Annotated in this window: 21 protein-coding genes; 5 read left to right on the top strand and 16 right to left on the bottom strand. The window is 44.7% G+C overall.

Translation table 11 applies throughout. From position 1 onward, the window contains the following. Positions 1-29: 29 nt before the first annotated feature. The 8 genes from I2E70_RS06025 to I2E70_RS05990 form a co-directional block, all read right to left on the bottom strand. On the bottom strand, positions 30-890 hold the full coding sequence (locus tag I2E70_RS06025; RefSeq protein ID WP_070674832.1) for a helix-turn-helix domain-containing protein: 861 nt from the start codon (positions 888-890) through the stop codon (positions 30-32). Further along, positions 887-1,285, bottom strand: a complete 399-nt coding sequence (locus I2E70_RS06020) for a Mini-ribonuclease 3 (protein ID WP_049475172.1) — start codon at positions 1,283-1,285, stop codon at positions 887-889. Before I2E70_RS06020 ends, I2E70_RS06025 begins: the two co-directional genes overlap by 4 nt. Then, positions 1,278-2,621: a cysteine--tRNA ligase gene (gene cysS / locus I2E70_RS06015; RefSeq protein WP_049483812.1), complete on the bottom strand. Its 1,344-nt coding sequence runs from the start codon at positions 2,619-2,621 to the stop codon at positions 1,278-1,280. Before cysS ends, I2E70_RS06020 begins: the two co-directional genes overlap by 8 nt. 20 nt (positions 2,622-2,641) lie before the next feature. Then, positions 2,642-3,508, bottom strand: coding sequence for a GNAT family N-acetyltransferase (locus I2E70_RS06010; protein WP_195423960.1), 867 nt, complete (start codon positions 3,506-3,508; stop codon positions 2,642-2,644). Positions 3,509-3,520: 12 nt separating this feature from the next. Continuing rightward, positions 3,521-4,138: a serine O-acetyltransferase gene (gene cysE / locus I2E70_RS06005; protein ID WP_195423957.1), complete on the bottom strand. Its 618-nt coding sequence runs from the start codon at positions 4,136-4,138 to the stop codon at positions 3,521-3,523. A 24-nt stretch (positions 4,139-4,162) separates the two neighbouring features. Beyond that, on the bottom strand, positions 4,163-6,385 hold the full coding sequence (pnp, locus tag I2E70_RS06000; protein WP_021154408.1) for a polyribonucleotide nucleotidyltransferase: 2,223 nt from the start codon (positions 6,383-6,385) through the stop codon (positions 4,163-4,165). A gap of 732 nt (positions 6,386-7,117) precedes the next feature. Then, entirely contained in the window at positions 7,118-7,855 is a 738-nt protein-coding gene (locus tag I2E70_RS05995; RefSeq protein ID WP_049475177.1) for a hypothetical protein, read from the bottom strand. A 17-nt stretch (positions 7,856-7,872) separates the two neighbouring features. Continuing rightward, positions 7,873-9,141: a DUF6287 domain-containing protein gene (locus I2E70_RS05990; RefSeq protein ID WP_195423955.1), complete on the bottom strand. Its 1,269-nt coding sequence runs from the start codon at positions 9,139-9,141 to the stop codon at positions 7,873-7,875. Positions 9,142-9,296: 155 nt separating this feature from the next. On the opposite strand from I2E70_RS05990, the gene pepF reads away from it, so the two are divergent. The 3 genes from pepF to I2E70_RS05975 all read left to right on the top strand — a co-directional run bounded on the left by pepF (position 9,297) and on the right by I2E70_RS05975 (position 12,343). Then, entirely contained in the window at positions 9,297-11,093 is a 1,797-nt protein-coding gene (pepF, locus tag I2E70_RS05985) for an oligoendopeptidase F (RefSeq protein ID WP_195423952.1), read from the top strand. A gap of 127 nt (positions 11,094-11,220) precedes the next feature. Beyond that, a complete protein-coding gene (locus tag I2E70_RS05980) occupies positions 11,221-11,904 on the top strand; it encodes an excalibur calcium-binding domain-containing protein (protein ID WP_049491642.1) in 684 nt (227 codons plus the stop codon). Positions 11,905-12,013: 109 nt separating this feature from the next. Next, positions 12,014-12,343 (top strand): thioredoxin domain-containing protein, encoded by a 330-nt coding sequence (locus tag I2E70_RS05975; RefSeq protein ID WP_229056572.1) that lies wholly within the window; start codon positions 12,014-12,016, stop codon positions 12,341-12,343. A gap of 68 nt (positions 12,344-12,411) precedes the next feature. Here I2E70_RS05975 and trxA read toward each other — a convergent pair whose 3' ends face one another. The 7 genes from trxA to I2E70_RS05940 all read right to left on the bottom strand — a co-directional run bounded on the left by trxA (position 12,412) and on the right by I2E70_RS05940 (position 20,235). After that, positions 12,412-12,726 carry a thioredoxin gene (gene trxA / locus I2E70_RS05970; protein ID WP_003013593.1) on the bottom strand — a complete coding sequence of 105 codons (315 nt, stop codon included), beginning with the start codon at positions 12,724-12,726 and terminating at the stop codon, positions 12,412-12,414. 12 nt (positions 12,727-12,738) lie between these two features. Beyond that, on the bottom strand, positions 12,739-12,963 hold the full coding sequence (locus tag I2E70_RS05965) for a DUF4649 family protein (RefSeq protein ID WP_049475182.1): 225 nt from the start codon (positions 12,961-12,963) through the stop codon (positions 12,739-12,741). 532 nt (positions 12,964-13,495) lie between these two features. Then, the gene (gene rpsO / locus I2E70_RS05960) at positions 13,496-13,765 is read right to left on the bottom strand and encodes a 30S ribosomal protein S15 (protein WP_003004251.1); all 270 of its coding nucleotides are present in this window, start codon (positions 13,763-13,765) and stop codon (positions 13,496-13,498) included. Between the two features lie 410 nt (positions 13,766-14,175). Continuing rightward, positions 14,176-16,863: a Cna B-type domain-containing protein gene (locus tag I2E70_RS05955; protein ID WP_195423949.1), complete on the bottom strand. Its 2,688-nt coding sequence runs from the start codon at positions 16,861-16,863 to the stop codon at positions 14,176-14,178. Positions 16,864-17,083: 220 nt separating this feature from the next. After that, positions 17,084-17,812: a pseudouridine synthase gene (locus I2E70_RS05950; protein ID WP_195423946.1), complete on the bottom strand. Its 729-nt coding sequence runs from the start codon at positions 17,810-17,812 to the stop codon at positions 17,084-17,086. A gap of 2 nt (positions 17,813-17,814) precedes the next feature. Continuing rightward, the gene (locus I2E70_RS05945) at positions 17,815-18,966 is read right to left on the bottom strand and encodes an MFS transporter (protein ID WP_049491635.1); all 1,152 of its coding nucleotides are present in this window, start codon (positions 18,964-18,966) and stop codon (positions 17,815-17,817) included. Positions 18,967-19,071: 105 nt separating this feature from the next. Continuing rightward, positions 19,072-20,235 carry an MFS transporter gene (locus I2E70_RS05940; protein WP_049491633.1) on the bottom strand — a complete coding sequence of 388 codons (1,164 nt, stop codon included), beginning with the start codon at positions 20,233-20,235 and terminating at the stop codon, positions 19,072-19,074. Between the two features lie 144 nt (positions 20,236-20,379). Here I2E70_RS05940 and I2E70_RS05935 point away from each other — a divergent pair, with 144 nt between their 5' ends. Further along, positions 20,380-21,066: a cyclic nucleotide-binding domain-containing protein gene (locus I2E70_RS05935; RefSeq protein WP_195423942.1), complete on the top strand. Its 687-nt coding sequence runs from the start codon at positions 20,380-20,382 to the stop codon at positions 21,064-21,066. 60 nt (positions 21,067-21,126) lie between these two features. Further along, positions 21,127-21,741, top strand: a complete 615-nt coding sequence (gene def, locus I2E70_RS05930) for a peptide deformylase (RefSeq protein ID WP_003004253.1) — start codon at positions 21,127-21,129, stop codon at positions 21,739-21,741. A gap of 479 nt (positions 21,742-22,220) precedes the next feature. On the opposite strand, the gene I2E70_RS05925 is transcribed toward def, so the two are convergent. Beyond that, positions 22,221-23,462 carry an aminopeptidase gene (locus tag I2E70_RS05925; protein ID WP_195423939.1) on the bottom strand — a complete coding sequence of 414 codons (1,242 nt, stop codon included), beginning with the start codon at positions 23,460-23,462 and terminating at the stop codon, positions 22,221-22,223. Positions 23,463-23,608 lie beyond the last annotated feature (146 nt).

The raw sequence follows: 23,608 nt of genomic DNA, 5'->3' as shown, positions 1-23,608 counted from the left end.
AGTTGCACAAAACTCTGGATTTATTTCGTTTAAATCACATCTTGTAAGACCAAATGATAGCACAGGGCTAGATCTGTCAGATTTTTCAACTGAAGACCCGTCAACTCCTCCCACTTGTCAATCTTGTATTGGAGCGAATTGCGGTGGAGATAGAGTTGCTGGGCGGCCTTGGTTACAACTGCCCCATTGTCCCAAAGAGCGACAATGATGTCTTGCAATTGATCTTGACTTTCAATCAACTGATGCAAACTTGCCTTGATTGGAGTGAGATCCAAATCTGCCTGCTCGATTCCCCACAGATAGAGTTGAGAAAAGCGATAGACACCTTGATGACCTTCTCGAATCCAAGCTCGAAAGACGGCCTGTTCTGCTCGGATAACCGGAGATACTTTCCCAGCTTTTGACTCAGTCCATATTTGCCCGACCATGATGGATAAGCGAATGTTGAAATCATACTCCATGGCAGAGACGGTATCTTTTAAGATATCAGCCACAACCAGCGACTGCTCTTGATCTAGAATGAGTACATAGTCCTGTCCACTCAGTTGCAAGACTGCCCGAAAGTTGGGCAAGAGTGTCTGCATCATCTCTAACCAAGAAGCCGTCCCTTCTGCTGTTGAATGCGAGAGGTGGCAATAGACGAGCTGCATTTTTTTGATGACTTGAGGGGCTTCTCCCTTTCCATCGATCAGGTACTGGTACCAAGGATTAGGGGCAACCTCTTCTTCACCACCCAACCAGGAAATCAATTGTTTTTCTCGCTCGGTTAGCTCTTCTTCCTTCAGCAGCAGCCATTGATGAGCCTGAAGGGGAATGGCTACATAACCAGCTGGTGGATTGGCTTGATCCGTCACCTCTGCATGAGGAAACCACTCTCTGATATTTTTCACTGCTTTCTTCCTTCTTCTACTTGCTGGATGCACCAGTCAATCAGCTCTTCTAGACGAGAGAACTCCCCCGTCATATGGAGATAGCCCATGACAGCCTCAAAGCCCGTCGACATGCGATAGGTCACGACATCCGCATTTTTGGCCTTGGTATGGCTATTGGTATTGCGACCGCGCTTGTAGATCTCCAACTCTTTTTCCGTCAGAATTTCTTGCTCCAGCATGCTTTCAATCAAGCTGGCCTGAGCCCTAGCAGAGACATAGCGGGTGGCAGCCTGGTGAAGCTTATTAGGCTTGGTCATACCTTGAAAAATCAGGTGTCTGCGAATATACATGGAATAGACCGCATCTCCCTCAAAGGCAAGGGCAATCCCATTGATTAGATTGACATCAATCACGTGTCCACCTTACACCTTCTTTTGTATCCAAGAGCTTGATTCCTTGTGCAGCCAATTCATCGCGAATGGCATCTGCTCGCGCAAAATCTTTCTTAGCCCGCGCTTCCTGACGTTCAGCGATCAAGGCTTCAATATCCGCATCCAAGACTTCTTCGACAAAGACCACTCCAAAGACTTCTAACATCTTGGTCAAGGCATCTTTGACGTCTTGATTGTAGTGACCTGAATTGATCCATTTAGCCAATTCAAAGACGACAGTGATTCCGTTTGCCGCATTGATATCTTCATCCATAGCGGCAATAAACTTGTCCACAAAGCCTTGCAAGTCTGCTGGATCTACTTCTCCTGTGAACGGTTGCTCATAGGTATTTTTCAAATACTTGAGGTTGGTCTCCGCATCGCGCACCGCTTTTTCTGTGAAGTTAATGGGCTTGCGGTAGTGCTGGGTTGCAAAGAAGAAGCGAAGCACTTGGCCGTCGATAGTCTTCAATGCATCATGCACGGTTATAAAGTTGCCTAAGGACTTGGACATCTTGACATTATCAATATTGACAAAGCCATTGTGCATCCAGTAATTGGCAAAAGTCTTGCCTGTTTTAGCTTCAGACTGAGCAATTTCATTAGTATGGTGTGGAAACTCAAGATCGGCCCCACCACCGTGGATATCAATAGTATCCCCTAAAATCCCCGTCGACATGACCGAACACTCAATGTGCCAGCCAGGACGACCAGGTCCCCAAGGGCTGTCCCAAGAAATCTCTCCTGGTTTGGCAGCTTTCCAGAGGGCAAAGTCGACTGGATTTTCCTTGCGAGCTGTTTCCTCATCTGTCCGACCAGAAGCGCCTAGCTCCAAGTCTTCCAAGGTTTTATTGGCTAATTTTGCATAGTTGTGGGATTTTTCCACACGGAAATAGACATCGCCTTGGCTCTCGTAGGCATAGCCTTTTTCGATCAAGTCAGCGACAAAACGAATGATGTCATCCATAAACTCGACCACACGAGGGTGGCGGGTTGCAGGTTTCACTCCAAGAGCCGTCACATCCTCACGAAAAGCTGCAATATACTTGTCTGCCACTTCCTGTGGCGTAATGCCTTCTTCTTTGGCACGGTTGATGATCTTATCATCCACATCTGTAAAGTTGGAAATGTAGGCAACTTCGTAGCCACGATACTCAAAGTAGCGACGAATCGTGTCAAAGGCCACCGTTGAGCGGGCATTCCCTACGTGGATATAGTTGTAAACCGTCGGACCACAAACATACATGCGGACCTTTCCTTCCTCGATGGGGATAAATTCTCGCAGATCACGAGACATGGTATCATAAATTTTTAACACGCTTCATTTCCTTTCTGTTTCTACTCTTTTGGCTTCATGTAAACCACCTGAGTCTGTGTGACAAAGCCAATCTTTTCATACAAGCGTTTGGCACCTACATTGCTGTCTTCCACTGCAATCTGAAATGCCTTATCATTTTGCTCAATGAGTTGGTTGATGAGGGATTTTGCTAGATAGCTTCCGTAGCCTTTTCCGCGTTCAAGTTCAGCAATCGCAAGTCCATAAAGGTAGTTGCTAGTTCCAGACACATCGACCGTACAAACGCCAATCACTTGACCTTCTTTGAGTAATATGTACAGCAGACTATCAGGATCCTTCAAGGCCTCTGAAATATATCTGTGGCTCACTTCCGGTGCTTCCACTTCATCTGAAAAGGTTTGGTGGTGGAGCTGGGCAATGGCTTCAAGATAAGAAGGTCCCGCCAAGAGCACATCGACATCCGAACGGGAATCTAATGCATAAGCGGTTCGATCACGTCCTAACCAGGTTTCTGTTTCGTCATCCTCAACCAGTCCCCAATTGCTGGCAAAATCAGGATGATTCTCTAGAAAAATACGCTCTGTCTGAAAAGTCACAGACTCAATTGGATAAGACGCCGTTTCTTTCTCAAAACTTCCATACAAAGCACGCGCAATTCCCTGACGACGGTGATTAGGGTGGACCAGGATCGCTACTTCCACATCTTGGTCATCCGCATAGATAGTTAATAGGCCAACAAGTTCACCTTTTTCATAATAAAGGAAAAAGGCCGGCATATCGGGATCAAAATTGAGCATATTGGAGAGATAAGGATCCCGAAACGTTCCGTCATACTTCTGACAGATGGCAATAAGGGCCTTTACTTCCAGTAGTTGGTGGTCATTCAATGTATTGGTTGATTGAATCACGTAGCGATCTCCTTACAAGCTCGAAGACCGATGGCTAGCTTCCTTAGCATGCTCCAGCTTGTTCATGTAGTATTCCCGTTTTTCTTCTTCTTGATGAATGACTGGTTCGTCTTTTCGACCGTGTACCCGCACAATCTTGGCAGGAACACCGACAACGGTCACATCACTCGGTACATCGGAGACGACGACCGCTCCCGCTCCTACTTTGGCTTTGGCCCCAATCTCAATCGGACCGATGACCTGAGCATGAGCGGAGACCAAGGCTCCTTCACGAACCGTTGGATGGCGTTTACCGACATCCTTCCCTGTTCCCCCAAGGGTCACCCCGTGGTAGAGCATAACTCCTTTTTCAACAATGGCCGTTTCCCCGATAACGAGGCCCGCTCCATGGTCGATAAAGACACCAGAAGCAATGGTCGCACCTGGATGGATCTCAATCTGAGTCCAAAAACGCCAAAATTGACTATGCATCCGCGCCAAGAGCTTAAAGCCATGGTTCCACAAAAAGTGGGAAACACGGTGAGCTGCCAGTGCTTTGACGCCCGGATAGGTCAAAAGGACCTCCAGCGAGGTACGCGCTGCTGGGTCATTTTCTTTTACAATATTGATGGTTTCACGCCACCATCCCATACCGTGCTCCTCCTTTTCTAATGCTTATTCTGAATCTTTTTGTGTAATGGTAAAGTCTTTTTTAGGTTTGTGGTCTTTATTGTGGTGACGAGGACGATCGCCATGACGAGGACCCTTTTCACCTTTTTCTTCTGAATGTTCAGGTTTTGGCGGACGTGGCAATAGTGCCTTCATAGAAGCATCGACACGACCTTTTTCGTCAATCTTGATAATCTTCACATCCACTTCATCGCCGATGGCTACCAAGTCTTCGACACGGTTGGTACGCGTCCAAGCCATTTCAGAGATGTGAACGAGGGCGTCCGTCTTGTCAAAAAGGTTGACAAAGGCACCAAATTTCTCGATCCGAACCACTTTGGCATGGTAGACTTCATCCACCTTCGCTTCACGAACCAAACCAGCAATGATTTCCTTAGCACGGTTGATGGCATCTTGGTCGCTAGAATAGATAGATACGTTTCCTTCTTCATCGATATCAATCTTAACGCCTGTTTCAGCGATGATCTTATCAATGGTTTCTCCACCCTTACCGATGACAATCTTAATCTTGTCGACATCAATCTTGATGGTATCAATTTTTGGAGCAGTTGGTGCCAATTCTGGACGCACTTCTGGAATGGTTGCTTCAATCACGTCAAGGATTTCAAAACGAGCTTTCTTGGCTTGAGCAAGTGCTTCAGTCAAAATTTCTGCAGTGATCCCTTGGATCTTGATATCCATTTGAAGGGCGGTAATCCCGTCACGCGTACCAGCTACCTTGAAGTCCATGTCTCCAAAGTGGTCTTCCAAACCTTGGATATCTGTCAATACCGTATAGTTATTTCCATCTGAGATCAGACCCATAGCAATACCAGCTACTGGGGCCTTGATTGGCACACCACCAGCCATAAGGGCAAGTGTTCCCGCACAGATAGATGCTTGAGATGAAGAACCATTTGATTCCAATACTTCTGCTACCAAACGGATGGCATATGGGAATTCTTCCAAGCTTGGCAATACTTGGGCAAGGGCACGTTCACCAAGAGCACCGTGACCAATTTCACGACGACCAGGTGCACCGTAACGCCCTGTTTCCCCTACAGAGTATTGTGGGAAGTTGTAGTGGTGCATAAAGCGTTTCTTGTACTCAGGATCCAAACCATCGATGATTTGGGTTTCACCCATTGGTGCCAAGGTCAAGACAGAAAGGGCTTGCGTTTGTCCACGCGTAAAGAGACCTGAACCGTGCACACGAGGAAGATAGTCCACTTGTGCATCCAAAGGACGGATTTCATCGACCTTACGACCATCCGGACGAACCTTGTCTTCTGTAATCAAACGGCGCACTTCTGCATGTTCCATTTGTTCCAAGATTTCAGCCACATCCCGCATAATGCGATCAAACTCTTCGTGGTCGGCATATTTTTCTTCGTAAACTGCTGTGACTTGGTCTTTGACTGCTTGAGTCGCAGCTTCACGAGCCAATTTTTCTTCTACTTGAACCGCTTTTTGAAGGTCACTGTTGTAGGCTGCGATGATTTCAGCCTGCAAGTCAGCATCTACATGAAGTAATTCCACTTCTGCTTTTTCTTTCCCAACTGCCGCAACGATTTCTTCTTGGAAGGCAATCAATTCTTTAACGGCTTCGTGCCCTTTAAGAAGAGCTTCCAACATGATTTCTTCCGACAATTCTTTGGCACCAGACTCTACCATGTTGATAGCGTGCTTGGTACCAGCTACTGTCAATTCAAGAAGAGAGCGCTCAGCTTGCTCTTGCGTTGGATTGATGATGATTTCCCCGTCAACATAGCCCACTTGTACCCCAGCGATTGGTCCGTCAAACGGAATATCTGAGATAGAAAGAGCCAAGGATGAACCAAACATAGCTGCCATTGGGGCAGATGCATTTTCATCGTAAGAAAGGACTGTGTTGATAACTTGCACTTCGTTACGGAAACCTTCCGCAAACATTGGACGGATTGGACGGTCAATCAAACGCGCTGTCAGAGTCGCATCTGTAGAAGGACGTCCTTCACGTTTCATAAAGCCACCAGGAAATTTCCCAGCCGCATACATTTTCTCTTCGTAGTTGACTTGAAGTGGGAAGAAATCCCCAGTTGCCATCTTCTTAGACATGACGGCAGCAGTCAAGACAGTTGACTCACCATAACGCACGACAACAGAGCCATTTGCTTGCTTAGCAACCTGACCAGTCTCTACGATCAACTCACGACCCGCAAAAGTCGTTTGAAACACTTGTTTTGTCATTGTAATCCCCTTTGGATTGATAAAATTATACGACTTGCCTACAAAGATCAAGATATTTTGGACGGTTCGGCTTGCCGAACATTTCTGTAGAAAAATAGGAAGGTGACGCCGCACTCGATGAGTGCTAGGAAGCTTATCTTTTTTCCTAAGAAATGAGGCCAAAATTCAGTTCATCAGGATACAAAGGGCGTGAAGAATCCCGTATGAAAATAGGAGATTGACGCAGTGTGCCACGCACACCAGGAAATCTATCTTTTTCACTAGGGATTTAGCCCGTGTTCAACTATCAAGATACTAAGGCCGCAAAAAGCAAAGTAAAAATAGGAAACTGGCGAAGTCTTCGATGAAGACAAGACAGTTTATCTTTTTTACACAGCTTTTCGGCTGGGTTCAATTACTCAAGATATTTTGGACGGTTCGGCTTGCCGAACATTTCTGTAGAAAAATAGGAAGGTGACGCCGCACTCGAGGAGTGCTAGGAAGCTGATCTTTTTTCCTAAGAAATGAGGCCAAAATTCAATTACCCAAGATACCAAGGCCACCCAACTCAATGAGATAGGTATTTCAAGAGCCCATCTATATGTTATATCCTCATCTTTGTATCCAAGCACGTATACCTTTTATTTTAACATATTCAAGCCCAAAAGAAAAAGGCTTTGAGGGCCTTTTTCTTTGATTCTTCAGCAAGTTCTATATAAAAATTTTAGAGCTAGATATAGCTTCTGATTATTTTTACGATTTCACGAATTCTGTGCTGTCGACATAAAAGCGTGTTTTGTGGGTTCCACCCTTGTAGTTCTTGTTGTTGCGTTTCAAGACAAAACGTCTGTAGGGTTCAGAAGTCCCTTGGATCGATGTGGTCACTTCAACTGAATCTTCATTGATCACCCATTCATCCGGTGAAGGAATTTCCATCGGTGGCATCGCTCCGCCACGACCACCAGCTACAATTTCGTAAAAGGCCTTGTCTTTTGTCGAATAGATCCAGCCATCTTTCTTTTCATTTGTTAGTTGGATCAACTGGTCTTGTGACAGACTACGGATAGAGTCCGATGTCTCTTCAGCATTCAATTTATCAATGATATCTTGTAAATTATAGGTTTCTGGCGTGTAGGTATTGTAGTAATCAATGAACATGTCTTGCGGGTAACCATCAACCGCACCGTGATCATTGTTCAACTCCAGCAAACGAGTCGGTTGCACCTGAAGTGAGTAGGTCAAAGACGCACTGTTTTCAATAATCGAATAGATGTCCGCTTGGTCTGCTTTTGATAAGGTCCCAATGGCTTCTTTATCATGTTCATCTGACTTAGCTTCTTCTGTTTGCTCTTTTTCTTGGGCTTTGTCAGATGATTTTTTGACCGATGAAGCCCCTACCGGACTGTGCTTACGCTCATAGCGTTTTGGGGCGCAGGCTGCTAGGGAAAGCAAGAGGGCTGCAGCTAGTAAATATGTTCCAATTTTTTTCATGTTTGTCTCCTTATTTTTCAGTTCACACGGTAGTACAAATCGTTCCCATTCGTAGCATCACTCTTACTCCAGTAAATGGATTCACTGCCACCTTCTCTTGAAGGAATGAAAAGAATAGGCGTGTCATTCGTTGCCCCAGGCATCCGACTAACTCCGTGTAAATTGCCTTCCTTGAAGTAAAAACCAGAAAATTGAACACCATTGACAGCACTACCATTGACCTTCACAATTCCTTGCGCATCAAACTCAATGCTCGTACCGTACTTATTTTTCCAAACTCCCGCTACACTTGAGAAATTTCCAGCTTTAATTTCTTCTAGATTCATTCCAGTCTTTGTAGCGGCAGGCGCTGAAGCTGATTCAGTATTGCCACTCACGCGCGTTGTATAGTCAAGGGCGATCCAGCCTTGCCCAGATTCCAATTTGCCCCAAGTATGGCCATCCGCGTTTACTGTTTCCGTAATGGTGTGAGTTCCTTTTGCGATCATTCCTGCAGATGGGGCGGAGGTAGACGGTTCTTTTCGAATACGAAGATCGGCCACGCTAACTTGTACTTGGAAGCTTTCTGATTTTTTCTCTTCTGCTTTCGCTGTTGATTTGGAATTCCCTGAACCATCAAATTTTTTCCAGTCAAGCTTACTAAGGTCCAACTTCTTGGCTGAAATCCCAAGAGCCTGTTCTGCCGTTTCCTTCCCACCAATTTGAATGGTTGCTTTCTTTTCTTCCTTTGCTTCCCCTTTTCCTAGCGAATAAAGGGTCAATTCCATTTCTGGATTCACAGATTGCCAAGTAGCATAGACGATTTGTCCATTGTCAAAAAGATCTAAGCTAGAGCGATAGCCACCTGCAGAAGCCACATAGGCTACATGGAGCAAGGTTGGCTGGTTATCTTTCAAATAATACACAGCAGCAATCGTTTTGCCATCCCCAATCAGCAGTTCATCATTACCATCACGATTAAGATCCTCAAAAGCATATTGCCACTCATTGGTGCTTCCAAGTGTTTGAAGGTTAAAGACATAGGCATATTCTTCTGAAGTTGCTTCGATCTTCTTTAGTTCATTTTGTAAAGCTGTTTGGTCCTTAGTATTAATGGCAACCGCATAAGATTTATAGCGATCTAATACATCTTGATAATACTTCTGACCTGTATCTTTCTTCTCTTTTTTAACTGATGATGACGTTGCTGTCTTTGGTTTGCTTTGGCGTTCATAGCGTTTGGGCGTACAAGCCACCAGAGCTAGAACGGACGCACCCGCCAGTAGTGAAATCATAACCTTTTTCATAAAAACCTCCTCATATCTATCCTAGTATATCAAAAATGGTCAATTTTTCCAGCTCTTTTCAAGATTTTTACATAAGCATTTTCCCCTCTCCCTCTATGTTTCTGTCCTATTTTCTGCTATACTTAAGGAAGAATACCGATCAAAAGGAGAACATTATGGAATTAAAAAAACGTTCTGAATTTCCTGAGAACGAACTCTGGGACCTCACAGCCCTCTACCAAGACCAGGAAGACTTCTTGCGTGCCATTGAAAAAACACGTGAAGAAATCAATGAATTTGTCCGTAATTACAAGGGCAACCTCCACACCGTTGAAGACTTCGAAGCTGCCTTTGCGATTTTTGAGCAAATTCAGATCCAACTCAGCCACATTGGCAACTACAGCTTTATGCCACAAACCACTGACTTTGGCGACGAAGCTTTTGCAGAAATTGCCCAAGCAGGGATGGATTTCGAAACTTGGGCCAGCGTCGAACTTTCCTTCTTTGATGATGCTTTGGTAGAATCGGATGAAGAAGTCCTCGAACGCCTGGGGCAACTCCCTCACCTCACTTTTGCCATTCGTCAGGCTAAAATCAAAAAAGCTCACTACTTGGGAGCTGATGTGGAAAAGACCTTGACCAACCTGGGTGAAGTCTTCTACGGGCCTCAAGACATCTATACCAAGATGCGGGCAGGCGACTTTGAAATGGCTGATTTTGAAGTGGATGGAAAAGTTTACAAGAATAGCTTTGTTACCTATGAAAACTTCTACCAAAACCATGAGAATGCGGAAGTTCGTGAAAAAGCCTTTCGTTCCTTCTCAGAAGGTCTCCGCAAGCACCAAAACACGGCTGCTGCTACCTATCTAGCTCAAGTCAAGTCTGAAAAACTGATTGCAGATATGCGGGGCTACGACTCTGTCTTTGACTATCTCTTGGCTGAGCAGGAAGTAGATCGTGCCATGTTTGATCGCCAGATTGACCTGATCATGAAGGACTTCGCTCCGGTCGCTCAAAAATTCCTCAAACACGTAGCCAAGGTCAACGGCCTTGAAAAAATGACTTTCGCTGATTGGAAGTTGGATTTGGACAGTGCGCTCAACCCAGATGTTACTATTGATGACGCTTATGACTTGGTCATGAAATCGGTGGCACCTCTTGGCGAAGAATATTCTCGCGAAATTGCTCGCTACCAAACCGAACGCTGGGTCGACTTTGCGGCCAATGAAGGTAAGGATTCCGGTGGGTATGCAGCTGACCCTTACCGCGTCCATCCTTATGTCCTCATGAGTTGGACAGGACGGATGAGCGATGTTTATACCCTGATCCATGAGATTGGACACTCTGGTCAATTCATCTTCTCAGACAATAACCAAAGCTACTTCAACGCCCACATGTCGACCTACTATGTGGAAGCTCCTTCTACCTTTAACGAGCTCCTCCTCAGCGACTACTTGGAACACCAGTTTGACGATCCTCGTCAAAAACGCTTTGCCCTAGCTCACCGCTTGACAGATACCTACTTCCACAACTTCATCACCCACTTGCTAGAAGCAGCCTTCCAACGCAAGGTCTACACCTTGATCGAAGAAGGTGGCACCTTCGGCGCTAGCAAACTCAATAGCATCATGAAGGAAGTCTTGACAGAGTTCTGGGGAGATGCCGTTGAAATCGATGACGATGCAGCCTTGACCTGGATGCGCCAAAGCCACTACTACATGGGGCTTTACAGCTATACCTACTCAGCTGGCTTGGTTATCTCAACAGCGGGATACTTGCATTTGAAAAACTCCGAAAACGGAGCTAAAGATTGGCTAGACCTCCTTAAATCAGGTGGCAGCAAGACCCCACTTGAGTCAGCTATGATTATCGGAGCAGATATCTCGACTGACAAACCACTCCGCGATACCATCCAATTCCTTTCAGACACTGTCGATCAAATCATTGCTTACAGTGCCGAATTGGGAGAATAAGTACAGTTTTCAGACTTAGTTTATTCTAAGTCTGATTTTTTATTTAAATATTACCAGTTAGTGATTGAAAGCGCTTTTATATTATGGTATGATTATTCTTGGATAAATATCCGAAGGGAGTAACATTATGAAAAAACGGTTGATTTTAACAATCTTAATTGCGTTATTATTTGGAGCTTGCTCAAATCAAAATGAAGCTTCTCAAAAAGAAACTGAAAAACAGGTAGGTTTCGTTCAAAAAGAAGAAAAAGCAAAAAAAGAACGCGACGAACAGGAGAAAGCAGAAAAAGAGAAAAAAGCAAAGGAGGAGCAAGAACGAAAAGAAAAAGAAGAGCGCGAGAAAAAGGCGAAAGAAGAACAGGAACGAAAAGAAAAAGAAGAGCGTGAAAAGAAAGAGGCTGAAGCAAAACAACTTGCTGCTCAAGCTGAAGCTGCCGTACAAGCCTTAGAAAACAATCAAGTAACAGAAAATATCGCCCCAGCCCAAGCTGCCATCGCAAATGTAGCTGATCAAGGAACAAAAGATCGCTTAACTCATCGTGTTGGATTAGTACAAAATGCCATTACTGTCAGGGAACAACAAGCTGCTGAAGCTGAACGAGCTCGACAAGCCGCAGCTGCTGAGCAGGCAAGACAAGCCGCGGCTGCCCAACAAACGCAGCAACAACAAGCATTTGTCACACAACCTCAACAAGGGGGCTATCGAAATTGTAGTGAAGCACGCGCTGCAGGTGCTGCACCGCTATACAGAGGACAAGCTGGTTATAGCCCTCGTTTAGATAGAGATGGTGACGGTGTTGCTTGTGAATAAGAAATTAACGATTCTCATTTTGTCCATTTGCACAACATCTCTGCTTGCTATTTTATACTTGAATTTCAAAAAGAGAGAAATTATTACTCCAGATTCTTACAAGGAAGCAATGACTTACGTCAAAAAGATTCCGCTATCTGAAGTACAAGAGAAAATCAACAATAAAGAAGATTTCATTCTCTATATCGGTCGCGAATCCTGTCCATACTGTCAAAAATTCGCTCCTAAATTAGCAGTTGCTATTCAAAAAACGAATCAGACCGTTTATTACCTGGATAACGACTCAAAGGAGCGAAAAAACATCACAGCTTTTGCACATGATATGAATGTCAAGACGGTACCAAATTTGTCAACTTTTAAAAAAGGTAGTAAAGAAAACTATCTAAAAAAAGGTAGCAAATCAAGTATCGAAGAGATTATGGATCTCTTGACTCAATAAGCCAATTTTAAAAGGTCAATACAAAAAGAGTAAGATAGAACGATTCGTTCCCATCTTACTCTTTTTTACTAACTTAACTCTGCCACAATGGCCTTAATTTGTGCTGCGGTATGCACTCCTGCTACTTGTTTAACAACCTGCCCATCTTTTTTAAAGAGCAAGGTTGGAATGGACATAATGCCGAAAGCACGCGCTGTTTCTGGATTTTCATCCACATCCATTTTTAGGATTTTTAACTCATCTTCCGAAAGTTCTTCCGATAATTTTTCTAAAATAGGAGCTTGCATGCGACATGGACCACACCAGGTTGCCCAAAAGTCTACCAAGACCAAACCTTCTTTTGTTTCTGCTTCAAATGTTGCGTCTGTAATTGCTTTTGCCATTTTCTTTCTCCTTTAGTTTTGGTACTGCGTCAAATCTTGCTTCATCAAATAGAAGAAAACATCCCCGTAAGTCCCTTGGTAATCCAACTCATGCCCATTATAGGTCAGTTTCACAACAGGATAAAAATCTGCTACCCCAATCAAGCAAGCTTGTTGGGAGCGTTCAAACTCTTCGTAGGAATCAAAATGCATGACTCTTTCTTGTTTTGCACTGTCTAGATATGTAATTTCAATCATATCGATAACCTCTATTTCTTATGATGCATCAATTGTAACTCTAGACATTACATCTGTCAAATAAAACGACTTCCTCAGAATGATGAATCTCGTTCGATAAGGAAAAGACAAGAAAAAAGCCCTCTGAATCCAGAGAGCTCCATTCTTGCTAGATAAAACGTTTCTAGACAAGGCGACGAACCGAAGATTGTACCGGATTTCTTCTGAAAACAAAAAATCTCCCCGAAGGGAGATAGTTCTGGTCTATTTTACCTTACGATGCTAGGAACCGTAGCCGAAGATTATACTCGAGTATATCGAGGCAAGGTGACAAAAAACAAAAAAGCTACTCAACTAGAGTAGCTTTATTTCAAGATATGCTCAATTGAACACGGCCTAAGCACTTGGCAAAAAAGAACAGCTCCCTGAATTCAGAGAGCTGTTTTGAGCTCGGGCTAAAATCCTAGTGAAAAAGATGAAACTCCTTGTGTTCATCGAACACTGTGTCGTTTCCCTATTTTCATACGGATTTTTGGCGCCCTTAGCATCATGATTAACGACGAAGTCCAAGAGAGTTGATCAACTCACGGTAACGGTTAACGTCGTTTGTACGAAGGTAAGCCAACAAGTTACGACGGCGACCGATTTTCTTCATCAAACCACGGTAAGTAGCGTGGTCTTTTTTGTGTTGTTTGATGTGTTCGTTCAAGTGGTTGATTTCCCAAGTAAGGACAGCAACTTGTACTTCTACTGAACCAGTGTCACCTTCGTGACGTGCGTATTGTGCAATGATTTCATTTTTTTTCTCTTTTGAGATTGCCATGATAAGCTCCTTTTCTTTATGCTCTATCCGAGTGGCAGGTTTGGCATATCCTGCTACCAAGAAAGAGTTAGTTGTCTATTCGACCTTCTTATTCTACCAAGATTTCATCTTTCTGTCAAACACTTATGTTTCCTTTGAGAGGAGCTTTTCTCTTTTCTAAAAAGAACCTTGGGAATTTGGACAATTTGATGGAACATTCTTCAAGCAACTTATTCAAAAGAGAGTGGGACAGAAATCGGTAATTCGTTAGAATTTGATTTCGTCGTCCCACCTCCGCACAGTTGAGTAGGGCTGTAAAAGCTGATGAAATCAGCGTAGTAGAGCCCACTCAACCACTGCGTCTTGCTCGACAATCCAAAAATAATTGAGAGGCTAGGACTTTTGTCCCAGCCTCTTTATCGGTATGAAGCTTATTTCTCTTTCCATTTACCACGCAAGAGCAAAGCCAAAGCAAAAATTGCTAAGAGGGCACCGAGTATGGTCAACCCGTAAGCAACAACTTCACCAGTTGATGGAAGAATTTTTTTCTTTCCTTCTTTTGGTGTAGTTGGAATTTCTGGTTTTTCCGGTGTGCTTGGTGGTGTGGTAGGAGGTGTTGTTGGTGGTGTCGTCGGTGGAGTTGTTGGCGGTGTCGTTGGTGGGGTTGTAGGCGGAGTCGTTGGCGGTGTGCTTGGTGGTGTGGTAGGAGGTGTTGTTGGTGGTGTATGACGATTGGTTACCGTGAAACCATCAATGTTGCTTGTATAACCTGCTACTGGATCCTCTGTAATCGTGTAGGCAATCTTCTTACCTTCCTTGTATACAGGTAGATCCGTGAAGCTTGCCTGCCAATTATCAGTAGCTGTGATTTCTTTTACAGCTACTTCTTGACCATCCGCAAGGAGACGAACTGTGATTTTTTCAGGACGAAGACCATCTTTATTGTCTGCATCATCCCAGATCTTCTTGACCGCTACTTCCGTTACTTCTGGTGTGCGGCTATTGGTGATCACTACATTTCCCTTGTTACTGTCATCGACCGTACTAGTATAGCCTTTGACTGTTCCAACTTCTTTCACTTGGTACTGAATCTCTTTGCCTTTCGCTTTTAGAGGCAAATTGCTAAAGGTATGAGTCCAGTTATTTTTAGCAGAAAGTTCCACTTCTTTTCCTTGAGCTTTGCCATCTGCATAGAGCTGTACCTTAATGGCGCTTGGACGTTTGCCATCTTGGTCATTGTTGTCTTCCCAACGTTTTGTAACAGTGACGCTGGTTTTACCTGGCTTGTAGCTATTGGTAATGGTTGTTCCATCAATCGCAGCAGAGTAATTGGCTACTGTGTCTTCTGTGACTGTGTAGACAATTTGTTTACCGTGATTGTATTTTGGAAGATTGGTAAAGACTGTCTTCCAATCAGTTGCTTCACTGAGCTCTTGGCTAGCTACTTCTTGACCATCCGCAAGGAGACGAACAGTGACCTTGTCAGGACGAACGCCATCTTGGTTGTCATTGTCTTTCCAAACTTTCGTTACTGGAATCTCAACAACTTCTGGTGTCCGAGTGTTAGTAATATTACTTCCTTCAATAGTTGTTTCATAGCCTTCAACAGGTTCTTCTGAAACAGTGTAGGCAATGACATTGCCAGCATCATCGACCACATCGAGATTATCAAAATGATAAGTCCAAGTTCCTGCTGCATCTGGTTTCACTTCTTTAGAAGCGACTTTGACACCATTTGCTAGGAGATTGACTGTGATTTTTGATGGACGCTTGCCATCTTGGTTATCATTATCATTCCATGTCTTTTGACCAGCAACGCTTGTTTTTTCTTTTTGGTTTACGACATCACGAGAAATCGCGAGGTCATTTCCAAAATCATCCTTGCTGATCTTGATAGGTTCTTCAGAGAGCACATAGCCTGTCGGAGCTTGAATTTCTTTAACCGTATAAGCCTGCTTGATCAAGCCCGTAATGGTGCCAACACCATTCTCATCTGTCGTAATGGTTCCCACTTGCTCACCTGTATCATCTGCTGTCACAGCAAAAACAGCACCTGCAAGAGCCTGACCATTTTCACCTTTTTTATGAATGGTGAAGGAGTATTTCTCACCATTGAAGTCTCCATCAAGGAATTGATACAGAATATCTGCAACCTTATTTTGCTCCTTGATTTCTGTCGCGGTCATCATCGCATTGTTTTTGTAGGATGTATTGATGGCTGGGACCTTGTCCAAATAAACATCATAGCGAACAGTCATCCCTTGTTCTGGAGCTAGATCTCCGATATGAACCGTCAGAGAACGACCGTCAGCACTGACAACAGGGGAATAATTCTTGGTTACATTTGTAGTATTCCGCAGATGATAGGCACCATCTTCGTTATCGACCTGCCAAGTTCCTGTATGGATGTTGACAGAATCTGCTTTGATTTTTCCATCTGTAAAGGCCAATTGGTCCTTAATATCAATATTATGAAGGGCAGTGTGACCTTGATTGATGTTCAAGGTATAGGTCAATTTTAATTTATTATCTGAGTTGGTCCAACCCCATTTGCTAAAGACTTCTGGAGTAGGAGGATTTTCACCCGGATTCACCCCTTTGTAATCGATATTCCCACCTGAAATCACTTTCTTATCGATCGTGAGAGTAAAATCAAGTGTCTTTTGACCTTTGACGACTTGGTGGTCTACACGCGCAAAGAAACGCAGTTTTCCTGTCACATTGGCCATTCTTTCAGGATAATCCGTATAGGTTACAGTGATGACTTTTCTTTGATCATCTACCGTTGCTGTCGCAACTTTTTGACCACTTGGATCCAGCAGATCGATGGTGTCCGTTTCAAAGACCTTAAAGTCATCTCCAAGTTGGATAACGGTCTGATCTCCCTTTTTTACACGTCCATTCGGCAACACAAAGTTTGCTTCAACTTGAAAACTCTCCCAAACACCGAGTGGATCTGTAATCGCTCCACCAGTTGATTTCGATATGTTTACAGATGTCACAACATCATTGATCGTATCTGCATGGACTTTAGCTGGACTATTGGGTTTGGCAAATCCTAAAGCCGCTAGTAAAAATAGGGCAACTGCTATCACAACAGAATAAAGCCTCTTTTTCATAAACGATTTTTCTCCTTTTTCTACGTTTACTAGATAAGGTATGTGAGTCGAAAAATTATCACTACATATTGTGATTTTATACACAACCCATCTTTTTTCATTATAAACAATTTGCTTTGATAGTACAAGCAATTAAATTCATTTTTTGTCTTTTCAGTACATTTTCTTGATACAAATAAAAACAAGCAGTCTGTAAGAATCAGACTGCTTGTTTTTTTGCTTATAAGGGAACTCCGAAGACCTCTAGGGACTTGAGTTCAGAAGGATGGAGTCTTCGCCATTCTCCCAATTTCAGGCTTGGATCTAGCGTTAGAGGACCCATAGAAATCCGCTCTAAATCCACCACTTCCTTGCCACAGGCAGCGACCATGTGCTTGACCTGATGGAATTTTCCTTCAGCAATTTCGATTTCGACGTAGGAGCTGGTATTTGCCTCATCCACCTCTAAGATCTGCAATCTCGCAGGCAAGGTGGTGAAGTCTTTGAGGGCAATGCCTGCTTCAAAACGGGCTACATCTGCCTCATCCATGATCCCAGCCACATGGGCACGGTAGATCTTCGACACATGCTTCTTCGGCGAAAGCATGGCATGGGCGAGCTTGCCATTATTGGTCAAAAGGAGTAAGCCATGGGTATCGATATCTAGACGCCCGACAGGAAAGACTTCCTTGTGACGGGCTGTCTCATCCAATAAATCCAGCACAGTTTGGTGGTGATCATCTTCAGTCGCTGAGATGACCCCAGCTGGTTTATTAAGCAGATAATACACGAAGGTTTCATGGACCAGGTCTTCTCCCATAAAGGTCACCTGATCCTTGTCTGGATCAATCTGCAGTTTGCCTGCTGTCTCATTTTTCCCATTTACTGCGATTTTCTTTTGCTTGAGGAGTTGCTTGACCTCGGTCCTGCTCCCCACGCCGCAATCCACTAAAAATTTATCTAGCCGCATAATTACTTCCCGCTCTTTCGCACAATCCAAAGGCCAAAAAAGGAAACCAGGATCATGAGGATACCAGAAAATCCAAAAATGAAGACTGGAGCAGATGAGATCGTCCCTAATAGACTAAGGACAAAGGTCGTTGCGATCGAACCTGTACTACATCCCAAAACCGCAATGGACGTTGCCTGGCTCAAGACCCCTGCTGGCATCTTATCAGATAAGACATTGTAAACTGTTGTCAAAGCCACACTGTAGGCGAAGCCAGAAGCAATGGTTACAAGGGCAAGAATCAAGAGATTTGGAGAGACCCCGATCAACATTTGGGCCACACCATAAGCTACTCCCGAAACCAATAATAAACGATCACGGAATAGATAGGTCAAGGGCGAGAAAGCCAAACCTGCCAAGATCCCAACAAATTGCATGGCTGCTAAAATAACCCCCGCAGTTTGGGCAGTGCCATGTCCCACTTGCTCTACCACACTTGGAATCCGAACGGTGATCATGACATTGGACAAGACGATAGCTGCCGCAACGACTGCTAAGCCGAGCGCTGTCCGCCATTGACCCCCTGTCATCTTGACATCCCGGTGTTTTTCCTCCACTGCTTCCGTCGTAGATCCATAGGGCACAAATAAGAGATACAAAAGTAAGATAGGAATGCTGATGCCGTAAACGAGAAAGGCAGCCTGCCAGCCAAAGCGAATCAAAAGGCTAACTCCAAAGGTTAAAACGGCCGTCCCAACAACCTCTGCAGAACCACGAATACCAAGGGTTTGGACGCGTTCTTTTCCTTTATAGCGCTCACTGATAATGGCAATAGCAGAAACATTGAGCAAACCAACTGCCATCCCGAAAATAATCCGAGACAAAAAGACAACCGGATAAGCTGGACTGATTAAGGGAATAAAGCCACATAGAGCGTAAGCAACTAAGCCCGTCACAATCATCTGACGCTCTGAAAATAGGCGTCCAATCCATTTATTGAAGATGAGTGAAACCATGATCCCGGCAGAAGGAAGCGAGACCAAGAGCTCAATCATGCTGTGAGGAATTCCCTTGTAATAGGCAAACATGGCCGACTGCGCACTCGAAATCGAAAACGAGGTCGTCAAAATAAATGAAAGCGCGAGAATACTCACTTTCTCCATGATTTTTTTCATTATTCTATCCTTTAAACTAATCTTTTTTTCACACTCCTCCTATAATAACACGAGCTAGTGACAGGACGCAATAGATTGAATTAAAAAAACGAAATGATTTCTCCATCATTTCGTTCGTGCTAACAATTGTGAGGCAAAAACTCCCGTTAGGACCATCAAAGCACCAATCCAGACAAAGAGCAGGTTATTAGAGGGAGCTAGTGGCGTCACCAACTGGATGAAGAAAGAAGAGAGGGCTGATCCGAGATTGCAGCCGATCAAGACCAGCGAGGTCGCAAGGTTCAGGAGATTGGTCGGGATTTTTTCAGATAGGTGATAGAAGATACTGGTGACTCCCGTACTGTAAGTAAATCCGGCTAAGAGGGTTCCTAGAACCAAGCTCCACAGCTGTCCGGACAAGCCAATCAAAGCCAGAGCTAGACCGAAACCAATGCACATGATCATGAGCAAGTTCTTTTTGAAAACATGTGTCAAACTGGCAAAGCCTACCCCTGCTACAATCCCTGTTAATTGCATCAGACTCAAGACGGTTCCAGCTGTTGTCGCCGTTCCCATACGAGCGTCAACAATGATATCCGGCACGCGCAGGCTAATGATGGAATTGAAACAAATGATGATACCAGCAATCACGGCTAGCATTAGACTAAAACGCCATTGAGGAGAGCGAAGGCGGACGGATCCTGACTTTTTCACCTTCAAGCTAGCCTGTTTTTTCTCCTTAGGATAAGGGACAAAAAGGATATAGAGGAGTAAAATCAAGTAACCACCACCATATACGGCAAAGATCGCTGGCCAGCCTAGGGGTAAGAGTTGTCCCACCATAAAGGTCAAGATGGCAGAGCCCACCACTTCAGCAGATCCCCGATAGCCCAGCATCCGAGTCTTGTCATTGCCCGAGTAGCGCTCACTGATAATCGAAATAGCCTTGGCATTGATCATTCCTGTCCCCAAACCAAAGAGCAAACGACTTAGAAAGATGAGAGGATAGTCCTGTACGACCAAAGGCAAGAGCCCGCTAGTTGAAAAGAGTAAAAGCCCTGCGACAATCATCTGACGCTCACTCATCCACCGCTCGATCACGCTATTTAAAAAGAGCATGGCCACGACCGCAAAGGCTGGCAGGGAAACCAAGAGTTCTACCTGGCCTGCTGAATAGCCGAAGTGGCTAAAATAGGCCTTCATAGCCGGCAAACCGGCTGTTATTGAAAAAGATGAGATCAACATGAGCGACAAGCTCAAGAGACTGATTCTTTCCATTGTTTTTTTCATTGTTTATTTCCTACACTTTACTGGTAACATTTGATTTTACTGGTTTTTTCAGAAAAGATTCAAACTAGTATTTTTAATAGAATCCTAGTATAATCAATTTAGAAATAGAAAAACAGGACATTTGTCCTATTTTAGGAGATTGAGATGAAAAAAATTTCCCCATCTACCAGACTCAAGGAAATCATCACAGACTACCAATTGGACCAGATCTTTCCGGGCGACTGCCTCAGCCAGCTGGACCTCGTTCTCTACCAGGCTGGAGATTATATCTGCCGCCAGGGTTCTGAGCAAGATGTCATTCCTTATTTTCTCAAAGGCCGGCTCAAGATCGTTCACAGTCTTGAAAACGGCAGTGACACCATCCTTGAAATCCAAGAAAAACCTGGACTCTTAGGAGAGATTGAGCTCCTGCTCGATCGGGTCTGTATTACATCGGTCATTGCAGACCAGGACTCGCTAGTCGTCCAGCTCCCAGCCCAGCACTTTAAGAAACGCCTCCTGCTTGATCCAACCTTTTTGCGCTCTACGGCCAAGACCTTGGCTGAGAAATTGCACCAGATCAACTATTTGGCTCCTGCCAACTTTCATTATTCGGTCAAGGAACGCCTCGCTACGCATTTTCTGGAACATTGCGATGAAAATGGGACCCTCAAACCCAAGATGAATCAGCTGGCCCTGCGTTTTGGGATCAGCTACCGCCACCTTAACCGCGTCATCAAGCAGATGATCGAAGAGGGGTTAGTCCAAAGAGAAGGGCGAGTCTATACGATTTTAGATCCCAAAATGATGAGTGATTTGTCCATCAAACATGCGGAAACCGTCGACAGATAACTTTAATTTTAGGCTCTTTTGTGTTATCATGGAGGGTAGAAAGAAAGTGAGAGTAAAACGATGAAAGCAATTGAAAAAGTTACAAGAGCATCCCATTTGATTGATATGGATGACATTATCCGCGAAGGAAATCCCACACTTCGAGCGGTTGCGGAGGATGTGACCTTCCCTTTGTCTGACCAGGAAATTATCCTAGGTGAAAAAATGATGCAATTCTTGCACCATTCTCAAGACCCTGTCATGGCTGAAAAACTCGGCCTCCGTGGAGGAGTGGGACTCGCGGCCCCTCAGCTGGATATCTCAAAACGGATCATCGCTGTTTTGGTTCCCAATCCAGAAGATGCCGATGGCAACCCACCAAAAGAAGCCTATAGTCTTCAAGAAGTCATGTACAATCCAAAGGTTGTCGCCCATTCTGTTCAAGATGCGGCTCTTGGCGACGGGGAAGGCTGTCTCTCTGTAGACCGCAACGTCCCAGGCTATGTGGTTCGCCATGCCCGTGTGACTGTTGAGTATTTCACAAAAGATGGGGAAAAGAAACGCATCAAACTCAAGGGCTACAACTCCATCGTCGTTCAACATGAGATCGACCACACCAACGGCATCATGTTCTATGACCGCATCAACCCAAATAACCCATTTGAAATCAAAGAAGGCCTTTTGATTTTAGAATAGAGCAAATAACAAAAAAGTAAGGTAGTAGTGATGATTCACTACTACCTTACTTTTTTTACGAGACTGCGTCTACCGATTTCTGTCTCTCGGCGCAGTGGTTGATTGACGGTACTCGAACCTTTCGGTTCTTCGTCCAGTCTAATCAACTGTGTGGGGGCAGGACTACGAAATCGAGACTGCGTCTACCGATTTCTGTCTCTTGGCGCAGTGGTTGATTGGAACTACTCCTACCTACGGTACTCGTACTTCCTAATCAACTGTGCGGGGGTACTAAAAAGGTCCTGCGGACCTTTTTTGCCCGAGCATTAAAACCGAAAAGCGAGGTAGAAATCAAACTCTTCGAGTTACTGATTTCTGTTTCTCGGCACAGTGGTTGATTGACGGCACTCGAACCTTTCGGTTCTTCGTCCAGTCTAATCAACTGTGTGGGGGCAGGACTACGAAATCGAGACTGCGTCTACCGATTTCTGTCCTGCTCCCTATATTGCCCAATCTCCGTTGCGGAAGACTGGGACGCGGGTGCCATCTTCTCTGATGCCGTCGATATCCATTTGGCTTGAGCCGATCATGAAGTCGACGTGGACGTCTGAGCGGTTGAGGCCGGCTGCTTCGAGTTCTTCTTCTGTGAACTCTGCACCACCTTCTACGCTGGTTGCATAGGCTGCCCCGATGGCCAAGTGGTTAGAGGCATTTTCATCAAAGAGAGTGTTGAAGAAGGTAATGCCTGATTGGGAAATTGGGCTTGGATCTGGTACGAGAGCACATTCACCCAAGGCACGCGCTCCCTTGTTTTTGAAGACCAAATCTTTCATGACTTGATCGCCTTTTTCAGCTGTGATATCCACAATTTCTCCATTTTCAAAGGTCACTCTGATCCCTTCAATGATGTTCCCATTGTAGCTAAGCGGTTTTGTAGAGGTGACATAACCTTCAGCACGACGGAAGTCAGGAGCTGTGAAGACCTCTTCTGTCGGCATGTTTGGCAAGAAGCTTTCGCCTTGGGCATTGATGGCTCCGGCAGATTCCCAGACGTGGTTTTTCGGCAAGCCAAGAGTCAAGTCAGTTCCTGGCGCAGTGTAGTGAAGGGCTGAGAATTGTTCCTTATTCAGTGTATCTGCCTTGCTCTTGAGAATAGCAGCATGCTCTTCCCAAGCCTTGACTGGATCTTCCTCATAGACTCGGCAAGTCTTGAAGATTTGATCCCACAGGAGATCCACTGCTTCTTCATCGCTCGCCGCATTTGGGAAGACTTTTTTCGCCCATTCTAAACCTGCTGCTGCAGCAACAGTCCAGCTGACCTTGTTAGACTGAGTGGCGATGCGCATTGGTTTCATGGCAATGCCCAAAGCCTTGGCAGAGGCAGAAAGCTTCTCTGCATCGACACCATTTAAGGCACCTGGATCAGATGAACGCACACCCAAGCGACTGGCCTTGTGTTCCAAGAGGTAGTTCATTTCCGCAATCTTGTAGTCCGGTACATTGTCCAAGCGATCCATCGGTGCATGGAGGAATTTCTCCCGGGTAGTGAAATCATCTGCCCATTGGACAATAACTTCGTGCGCACCCAAAGCATAGGCTTCCTTCACAATCAAGTGGGCCAATTCTCTTTGTTCCACATCAATGTTCAAGACCAAGGTATGGCCAGGTTGCACGTTGATGCCGTTCGCCACTAACAATTTAGCGTATTTTTCGAGGTTTTCTTTAAAATTTGGTAAAACCATTTTTTTCTCCTTCATAAGTGAATGATCTCCTCCTAGTATACCATAAGTCCATGCAAAAAGAGAGTGGGACAGAAGTCATAGCCTCTTAATTGTTTTTGGATTGTCTAGCAAGACGCAGTGGTTGAGTGGGCTCTACTACGCTGATT

Source organism: Streptococcus parasanguinis (genome assembly GCF_015556095.1).
GTDB lineage: Bacteria > Bacillota > Bacilli > Lactobacillales > Streptococcaceae > Streptococcus > Streptococcus parasanguinis_Q.
This window is presented reverse-complemented; position numbering and strand designations above follow the sequence as displayed.

What these genes read in the sequence shown, in the direction of transcription:
- cysE (WP_195423957.1), bottom strand. Translation starts at nt 4,138, where the DNA reads ATGGGATGGTGGCGTGAAACCATCAATATTGTAAAAGAAAATGACCCA.
- pnp (WP_021154408.1), bottom strand. Translation starts at nt 6,385, where the DNA reads ATGACAAAACAAGTGTTTCAAACGACTTTTGCGGGTCGTGAGTTGATC.
- I2E70_RS05995 (WP_049475177.1), bottom strand. Translation starts at nt 7,855, where the DNA reads ATGAAAAAAATTGGAACATATTTACTAGCTGCAGCCCTCTTGCTTTCC.
- I2E70_RS05990 (WP_195423955.1), bottom strand. Translation starts at nt 9,141, where the DNA reads ATGAAAAAGGTTATGATTTCACTACTGGCGGGTGCGTCCGTTCTAGCT.
- pepF (WP_195423952.1), top strand. Translation starts at nt 9,297, where the DNA reads ATGGAATTAAAAAAACGTTCTGAATTTCCTGAGAACGAACTCTGGGAC.
- I2E70_RS05980 (WP_049491642.1), top strand. Translation starts at nt 11,221, where the DNA reads ATGAAAAAACGGTTGATTTTAACAATCTTAATTGCGTTATTATTTGGA.
- I2E70_RS05975 (WP_229056572.1), top strand. Translation starts at nt 12,014, where the DNA reads ATGACTTACGTCAAAAAGATTCCGCTATCTGAAGTACAAGAGAAAATC.
- trxA (WP_003013593.1), bottom strand. Translation starts at nt 12,726, where the DNA reads ATGGCAAAAGCAATTACAGACGCAACATTTGAAGCAGAAACAAAAGAA.
- I2E70_RS05965 (WP_049475182.1), bottom strand. Translation starts at nt 12,963, where the DNA reads ATGATTGAAATTACATATCTAGACAGTGCAAAACAAGAAAGAGTCATG.
- rpsO (WP_003004251.1), bottom strand. Translation starts at nt 13,765, where the DNA reads ATGGCAATCTCAAAAGAGAAAAAAAATGAAATCATTGCACAATACGCA.
- I2E70_RS05955 (WP_195423949.1), bottom strand. Translation starts at nt 16,863, where the DNA reads ATGAAAAAGAGGCTTTATTCTGTTGTGATAGCAGTTGCCCTATTTTTA.
- I2E70_RS05950 (WP_195423946.1), bottom strand. Translation starts at nt 17,812, where the DNA reads ATGCGGCTAGATAAATTTTTAGTGGATTGCGGCGTGGGGAGCAGGACC.
- I2E70_RS05945 (WP_049491635.1), bottom strand. Translation starts at nt 18,966, where the DNA reads ATGAAAAAAATCATGGAGAAAGTGAGTATTCTCGCGCTTTCATTTATT.
- I2E70_RS05940 (WP_049491633.1), bottom strand. Translation starts at nt 20,235, where the DNA reads ATGAAAAAAACAATGGAAAGAATCAGTCTCTTGAGCTTGTCGCTCATG.
- I2E70_RS05935 (WP_195423942.1), top strand. Translation starts at nt 20,380, where the DNA reads ATGAAAAAAATTTCCCCATCTACCAGACTCAAGGAAATCATCACAGAC.
- def (WP_003004253.1), top strand. Translation starts at nt 21,127, where the DNA reads ATGAAAGCAATTGAAAAAGTTACAAGAGCATCCCATTTGATTGATATG.
- I2E70_RS05925 (WP_195423939.1), bottom strand. Translation starts at nt 23,462, where the DNA reads ATGGTTTTACCAAATTTTAAAGAAAACCTCGAAAAATACGCTAAATTG.